Annotated in this window: 5 protein-coding genes and 1 tRNA gene; 2 read left to right on the top strand and 4 right to left on the bottom strand. The window is 57.7% G+C overall.

Annotated features, from left to right (window positions below; genetic code table 11):
- The coding region (locus VGG64_14170; GenBank protein ID HEY1600750.1) for a hypothetical protein at positions 1 to 253 on the bottom strand (253 nt) is incomplete at its 3' end.
- A gap of 384 nt (positions 254 to 637) precedes the next feature.
- On the opposite strand from VGG64_14170, the gene VGG64_14165 reads away from it, so the two are divergent.
- A tRNA-Met gene (locus tag VGG64_14165) sits at positions 638 to 711 on the top strand.
- A gap of 149 nt (positions 712 to 860) precedes the next feature.
- Here the strand turns inward: VGG64_14165 and VGG64_14160 are convergent.
- The gene (locus VGG64_14160) at positions 861 to 3,251 is read right to left on the bottom strand and encodes a 6-pyruvoyl-tetrahydropterin synthase-related protein (GenBank protein HEY1600749.1); all 2,391 of its coding nucleotides are present in this window, start codon (positions 3,249 to 3,251) and stop codon (positions 861 to 863) included.
- Positions 3,252 to 3,326: 75 nt separating this feature from the next.
- A complete protein-coding gene (locus VGG64_14155) occupies positions 3,327 to 4,808 on the bottom strand; it encodes a tetratricopeptide repeat protein (GenBank protein ID HEY1600748.1) in 1,482 nt (493 codons plus the stop codon).
- Positions 4,809 to 5,573: 765 nt separating this feature from the next.
- Between VGG64_14155 and gmd the strand changes: the two genes are divergently transcribed.
- Positions 5,574 to 6,554 (top strand): GDP-mannose 4,6-dehydratase, encoded by a 981-nt coding sequence (gmd, locus tag VGG64_14150; GenBank protein HEY1600747.1) that lies wholly within the window; start codon positions 5,574 to 5,576, stop codon positions 6,552 to 6,554.
- A gap of 65 nt (positions 6,555 to 6,619) precedes the next feature.
- Here the strand turns inward: gmd and VGG64_14145 are convergent.
- Positions 6,620 to 7,047 (bottom strand): PEP-CTERM sorting domain-containing protein (locus VGG64_14145; GenBank protein HEY1600746.1); only part of this gene is annotated, 428 nt, incomplete at its 5' end.

Raw genomic sequence — 7,047 nt, 5'->3', positions numbered from 1 at the left:
CCTGCTGGCCATAGACTTTGCGGTCTTCGACTTTGGCCCGTGCTTGCGCGCCGAGATTTCTGGCGACGGCGGCAAAATCGAATGAGTCATCCACCGGCTGGCCGTCGCTGGTGACGACATGAACGGTCGTAAACGCTCCGGAACCCATTTGATCGCTGACGATCGGGTGGTACGTCAATTGAGTGCCCTCGGGCTTCGCCTGGTCAACGGCGCGCTGCAAAACCTCGACGACTTCTTGCTGGGCGTCGGACATAGTTGCACCCTCTTTGGCTGGGAAACTAGATGAGTCGGCCTACAAGTATAGGTCGCTATTCGTCCCCCCAGCCGAGCGAAACCTGGTCGCATTCCGGGCATTTTTTCAGCAATTGCGCTAATCGACCTTGAGGCAGGCAAATGGGCATGGCCCAACACGGCGCGACATGAGCAAACCTCGACCCCATCGGTCATATCGACTCGAAGTTCGGTTGATCCGACGCAATACGATTGGGCTTAGAAGCGCGTGGCGACGGCACCTGGCAGGCGTGCGGCATCGTCGCGACAGGGAACCTGGAACCTATCCGATACCGGCACTGTCCCCAGACACGGAGACCAATCGCCTTGACCGCCAGCCAGGAGCGGTTAGATTCGAGCATTCCACGGCGGCGTAGCTCAGTTGGTTAGAGCAGCGGAATCATAATCCGCGTGTCCGGGGTTCGAGTCCCTGCGCCGCTATTGTTTCAAGGGGCTTTGTGGATGGGAGTTGCGTCCACCGGTGCGTGGCCGTCGGCTGCTGGCTTCTCTTAGCGGTGCTGGCGTCTCCGGTCCTCTGAACCGTTCCGCAGCATGAGCGTTGCGACCCAGCTGGCAGTCATCGCCGGTTACTAGGCTCGGTGGTCGACACGTTTCGACCCGGCACGCCGCGAATTAAAACGGCGGATGAACGCCGATCCGTAGGGCGTTTGCGTGCCGATTGCGAGACCATACGCCACGATCGCCACGAGTGAGATCCACTTGCCAATGGCGAACGGGATCGAGCGGTATTCCAGCCGAATCAAGTGGTCCCCCGCCTCGAGCGGAATCGCGCGTAGCACATAGTCGGCGGCCATGACCCGGTAGCGCTGCTGCACAGAACCAGGTAGCGGCCGAGCGCGCCAGTTCTTGCTCCAACCGTCGGTGATCAAAAGAATGCCCGGAGCAGCCAGATGGGCCTCGATCACCAGGTAGTCTGTCGATTCGTCGACCACTGTCGCAGTGCCAGGCATGGCGTCTGCGTCGGGTTTGACGTCGGGGTCGTCTTCCAGGATCACCGTCGTCTTGGCATCGAAGACGGTATCGTTCATAGCCGCCAGGATCGCATCACGCTGCTTACGCACGCGGTAACTCTGCACCAATTGCAATCGTGGCAGGGCGGTGGGACATTCGTGAACCTTAAGTTCGTCGCCAACTTGTTGAAAAATATAACGCAAGCGCAATAACTCGAAGAAGCGGTGATAGGAATTGAAGGACGGGTAGTGAGCGTAGAACACCGCGTTGGTAGGTTTCTGACCCTGAGAATAAGCCATCAACTCTGCCAGACGCATCGGAATTAATGAGTCGTATCCCCACAGATCGTACGCACCTTGCATCATGGCCTGATTGTGATTCAACGTATTGAAAACCCGATAGTCGCCGGGATGCCCTGCCAGGAAGTCGTCTACCTCATGCGAAAAAGCCTGCGACAGGGGGAATGTCTCGCGCGACATGCGGGCAAAGACAAATACCTCGACCAACGCCAACGTCGCGATGCCATAAACGACCCAGGATCGCGCTCGCAAGAAAACGAATAGCCCGGCCAACATCAGAAAGGTGGCCGCTGCGACCAGCAGGCTCAAGACCGTGAAGCGGCCAAAATTGCGAATCGAGTCCGCATCAGCATAGACTGCGGGGGCGATCGAGATTTGGCCTGTGGCAACGATGCTTTTCAGCAAGTTCTGCCACCACAATGCGGGCGTCGGACCTGCGATAGCCGACTTCACAACGACGCTCGCGATCCCCAATAGTACAGCCACTGCAATAATGACGGCCGCCGATCGGTATTCCTGCCGTGGCTGGCGGATAAGTCGATCGAGGCCGATTCCGGCCAACATGCTCAGGAACACAGCCGCCAGATAGTCGAACCTGGCCACGCTACGAAACTTGTCGAAGCCAGGCACGGTGTCATACAAGATACGGAACAGCGGCGTGTTATCGCCCAGCGAGATCAGCAACAGCACGAGCGCCATCACCAGCGAAAATCGCCGCGTCGCGCGTTCACCATAGATGGCTCCGTACAGTGCCAAGACGAGACCCGTCACTCCCATGAACAGCGACGATTCCGGCAAATTCCAACGCCCCCAATACTTCACGTGGACGTCGTCGCCAAAGACGCCGGGCACCACCAACGTCAGCAGGTTTTCAGGCGGCAGCGAAAAGGAAGAGGCGATGACGTAGGGAAGACCCGTTTTGCGTATGCTCTCGCTCGCCGTAGCCAGGCCTGGCAGCAATTGCGCGGCCGCTAACGCACTCGCGCCGAGCAGCACACTCGACAGCCCTAGCGTGACATACAGCCTCTGGCGCGCATAAATCAAACACAGGCAGCTATAAATGCCGGCTGCGACGACCGTGCAGAAGCAATATTGAGGATGCCCGGCAAGAATTTGCATCGCCAAAGCACCCATCCCGACCAAGCACCATGCTTGTTTTCGCGTCGTGAAGAATTCGTCGATCGCTAAAAATAGCAACGGGACCCATGCCATCGCCAACAAGGGGGGCAAATGCCCGGCGGACACGCGCAAGAATTGCGGTCCACAAAACATCAGCAGCGTTGCGGCCACCAGGCAGGCCACAGGATGCAGGCCACGCCGCCAGGACCAGACGTACATAAAGAGGCCGCCAAGAAAAAGGTGACCTGCAATCAGCCAATTCGTCGTCAAGCCGACCGGCCATACCAGATACAGCCAATTGGGCGGATAGAGCAGCGCCGATTGGAAACTGCCCAGGAACGGTACTCCCAGAAACACATGCGGATTCCACAGAGGCAAATTCCCATTGCGCAACTGGCCAAAACCGAATTCCCGCCATGGTATCCCTTGCTGAACCAGGTCCAGCCCGTTCTTGGAGAGGACGGTGTCCGACGAAAACAAGACATCGCCGAACATGAACAAAGTCAACAGCAGCAAAGCGAGGATCGGCAAATAGAACTGCCGGCGCGTCCTCGCCGCGGCGTTGCTTGTGTTCGGGGCGAGTTCGGTCATGGGCATGTGACCATGCGGACAAATGGCAGAGTTGCCGGAGAGCTTGAAAGAAAATTCGCTGCTGCGACCAGGAAACTACGGTCGTGACTCCTGCCCTCCGTTTTTTTCCAACCATCCCTCGATGTTGAGGAGCAAACGCATGTTCCTCTGCGTGCGCGCAAGTGTGCGGGCCCTCTGGGCGGCGGCAAGGGCGTCGGCACGCCGACCAGCACGCGCATACGCCACCACCAGGTTGACAAGAGTTTCGACATCGTCCGGCTGCCCTTGTAGGACGCGCTCGAATTCTTCAATCGCCTCTTGTGATCGCCCCGCCTTGCCCAATGCCACTCCCAAATCGGTACGGGCAACAGCATTGTCTGGCATCAGCCGCGCTGCTTCGCGAAATTGTTCGACGGCGTCGTCCGCTCGTCCCACTTCCAGCAATGCCGCTCCCAACTTGTGATGCACGGCTCCGGAATTGGGCTTTAATGCTGCGGCCTGCTCCAGGTGCTCGATGGCTTCATGCTGCCGTCCGGTATCTGCGTATAAGTTTCCGAGACCGCTTTGCGTCAAATAACCATTGCGAGTTACACTCGTCGCGTGCGCGTACAAGGTTTCTGACGATCTCCAAGTCATTCCTTGTCGAATGCTGAGAACTGCCAGAACACACAGTACAACACTAAATGCAACGATCAGCAGAGGCCGTCTCTGAACCGTGAAGAACCATGCGACAGCAAGGCTCACGCCGAACATCGAAAGGTAGACATAGCGGTCAGAAACGGTGGAATAGTATTGAAACACAAACGAAATAACGCCGCTCACCGGCAGAAAGCCGATGACAAAGATTGCCAGCGACAGTAGCCAGAATCTTCTATAAGGCAAGAGGGCCAATCCAGCGGCCAATCCCACGGGCACGAGCCAGGCAAACCGAATCCAATTCGTTTCTAAGACGAACTCGGGCGAGCGGCCATAATCCACCGTTAACGAAAACGGCATCACCAGCTTGCCGAGATAAAACGCGATCGCATCCCCCGCGATTAGCGGCCGCATGGCGAGCGGAGGAATGAACTCCAGAAGTTCATCTCCTTGAGCCAGCTTTGTGACAATCGATATTGCTGCCGCGGCTATAGCCGCAGGCAACAACTCCAGTGTGGTCAACATAATCGACCGACGTAGGAATCCGATTTGGATGAGCCAGGCAATCGGAATCATCGCCATTGTCGACGGCTTGGAGAGCAACGCCAGAATAAAGGCCAGGTTCATCCCGGCGCACAGTGCCCAACCGGCGGTCTTGCTCACATGCTGCCAGCGAAAACGACCAACTTGCAACGCCAACCCAGAAAGGCAAAAGAAGTTGCCTAATAAGCCCTTGGTTTCCGAGATCCAGGCGACGGACTCGACCTGTAATGGATGTAACGCGAAGAGGAGTGCGCCAAGGAGCGCCGCGCCAACATTGGCGGTAAGCAGTTTGAGAATGATCAGAACCAAGCAGGCGTTGAGGCCGTGTAAGATCACGTCGCCGGCATGATAAACCGACGGATCGAAATGTCCATGTCCGGCGGAAATGCGGCTGGACACGACAGCCTCTAGAGCCAAGAAATTGTACGTGACCGGAATGTACAGGTTGTCAATCGGCCTGCGCCAAGGTTCCAAATTGTGCGCGAGAGAAATGGGACGGAAAAGGTGATTATTGGTAACTAGCATTGCGTCGTCGATCGGCGAGAATCCTCCTTGGATAACATGTCCGAAGACGATCAAAACAGCCCCAATCAATACCAAGAACGGCCAGGCACGGCCAAACCAAGCTCGCACTTGATCGGTTTGCGGAGACGAGGGCGCGCTCGAACCGCCCCGCTTGTCCAGGGGCGACGACGACGTCCACACTGTCGGGCCTTTCGCTGAATTGGACCGGCTTGTCATTTTCTAGAATCTTCGTACGGCACGATTAGGGAGGAAGGACTCTGCCGAGAGAGGTGCTGTGCTTTCTCGACAAGCCTGTTGACCGCAATCTAGATCAGATTGTGGTCATGCCGGCGTTGCAGTCGAACGCCGCCTTTTCGCGTGCTGCCCGGCCGGGCACGGCGCAACGTCGCCAGTTTATTGTGGCACGGGCAAGGTTGACCCCTTCGTCACACCGTGACGGATCGAGGCTAACCCATTATGAAGAACGAACATTGGGTATTCAACCCTGCGTTTCCGGGGATCGCGGCAGCCGTATCACGGGATTGCGTTCCAGACGGCGTAGAATCAGAATAGGTAATCTGCTTGTGCGGTAAACAAGCAAGTCGCGCACGGGCCCCAGCTTCTCTCCCTCGACAACCCCCGGCTCACACGGTTCCCTTGATGACAAAGCGCGCACTGATCACCGGGATTACCGGGCAGGATGGTTCGTATCTGGCGTCGTTTTTGCTGGACAACGGATACGAAGTTCATGGCATGGTACGCCGCTCGAGCACCGAATGCTTCGAGCGCATCGAGCACCTCGCGCCGCGCATTCAATTACACCAGGCCGACTTACTGGACCAACTCTCGCTGGTGAACCTGGTCCGCGACGTTCGCCCGCACGAGATTTATAACCTGGCCGCACAGAGCTTCGTTCCCACCAGCTGGCTGCAGCCGCTGTTGACGAGCGAGTTCACGGCCCTGGGCGTAACGCGGATGCTGGAGGCCGTGCGACTGGTCGATCCCAAAATTCGCTTTTTCCAGGCTTCGAGCAGCGAGATGTTCGGCCGGGTGCGCGAGGAGCCGCAGACAGAGGAGACACCCTTTTGGCCACGTAGCCCGTATGCTGTGGCGAAGGCCTATGGGCACTTCATTACCGTCAATTACCGCGAAAGCTATGATCTGTTCGCTTGCTCGGGCATCATGTTCAATCACGAGTCGCCGCTGCGCGGCAAAGAATTCCTACCTCGCAAAGTGACAGACGCTGTGGCGCGCATCAAGCTCGGGGTGCAAGAGCGCCTGCTATTGGGCAACCTTGATGCCGAGCGTGACTGGGGCTTCGCCGGGGACTTTGTCCGCGCCATGTGGATGATGCTCCAGCAAGACAAGCCGGACGACTACGTGATCGCGACGGGCGAAAAGCACACTGTCCGAACACTGGTCGAACTGGCCTTTACGCACGTGGGTCTCGACTGGTCGAAGTATGTCGACATAGATCCGGCGCTTTACCGACCGGCCGAGGTCAACCGCTTGCGCGGCAACTGGAGTAAGGCTCAACGAGTATTGGGCTGGCAACCGACGATCGACTTCCAGGAGCTCATCGCCATGATGGTCGACGCCGACCTGGCGCGCGTCGAGCGCGAAATGGCTAACGCCCTATAACTCAGCTCGACGCGAAGTCAAACCTGCTCCCTCCACGCGCAGTACGTTACGGGCGTACGACTTTTTCAGGCCTTGCGCAGGTGCTTTCGTCGAATCGTCAAGGCGAGCACACCGAACGTGGCCAGAAGTAGCGACGAGGGTTCGGGCACGACAGCGGGATTTGTGCTCCCTGCGCCCGTGCCGCTGCCTGATAGCCAATTTGCCGCGATGACGTTGATGTCGAGGCCATTGACGATTCCATCCCCGTTGACGTCGCCGTGGACATTATGCGTTAGCCAGCTGCTTGCCACAGCATTCACGTCCAGGCCGTTCACAATCCCATCGAGTGAAATGTCGCCGTTGATAGTCGGTCGGGCCGTGAGCACCAGGCTGTTCGCAGTCAGTGTGTGCTGCAACGTCAGGTGACCTCCGACGTTGAGTCCCTCATAGTTAGCAAAGTCGCCGACATGCGAGGCAAACACCAGTGGCGTGAACGAATCATTGAGCGACGGCT

The organism is Pirellulales bacterium (assembly GCA_036490175.1).
Classification (GTDB): domain Bacteria; phylum Planctomycetota; class Planctomycetia; order Pirellulales; family JACPPG01; genus JACPPG01.
The sequence above is the reverse complement of the archived record's forward strand: the minus strand, read 5'-3'. Positions and strand labels throughout refer to the sequence as shown.

What these genes read in the sequence shown, in the direction of transcription:
- VGG64_14160 (HEY1600749.1), bottom strand. Translation starts at nt 3,251, where the DNA reads ATGACCGAACTCGCCCCGAACACAAGCAACGCCGCGGCGAGGACGCGC.
- gmd (HEY1600747.1), top strand. Translation starts at nt 5,574, where the DNA reads ATGACAAAGCGCGCACTGATCACCGGGATTACCGGGCAGGATGGTTCG.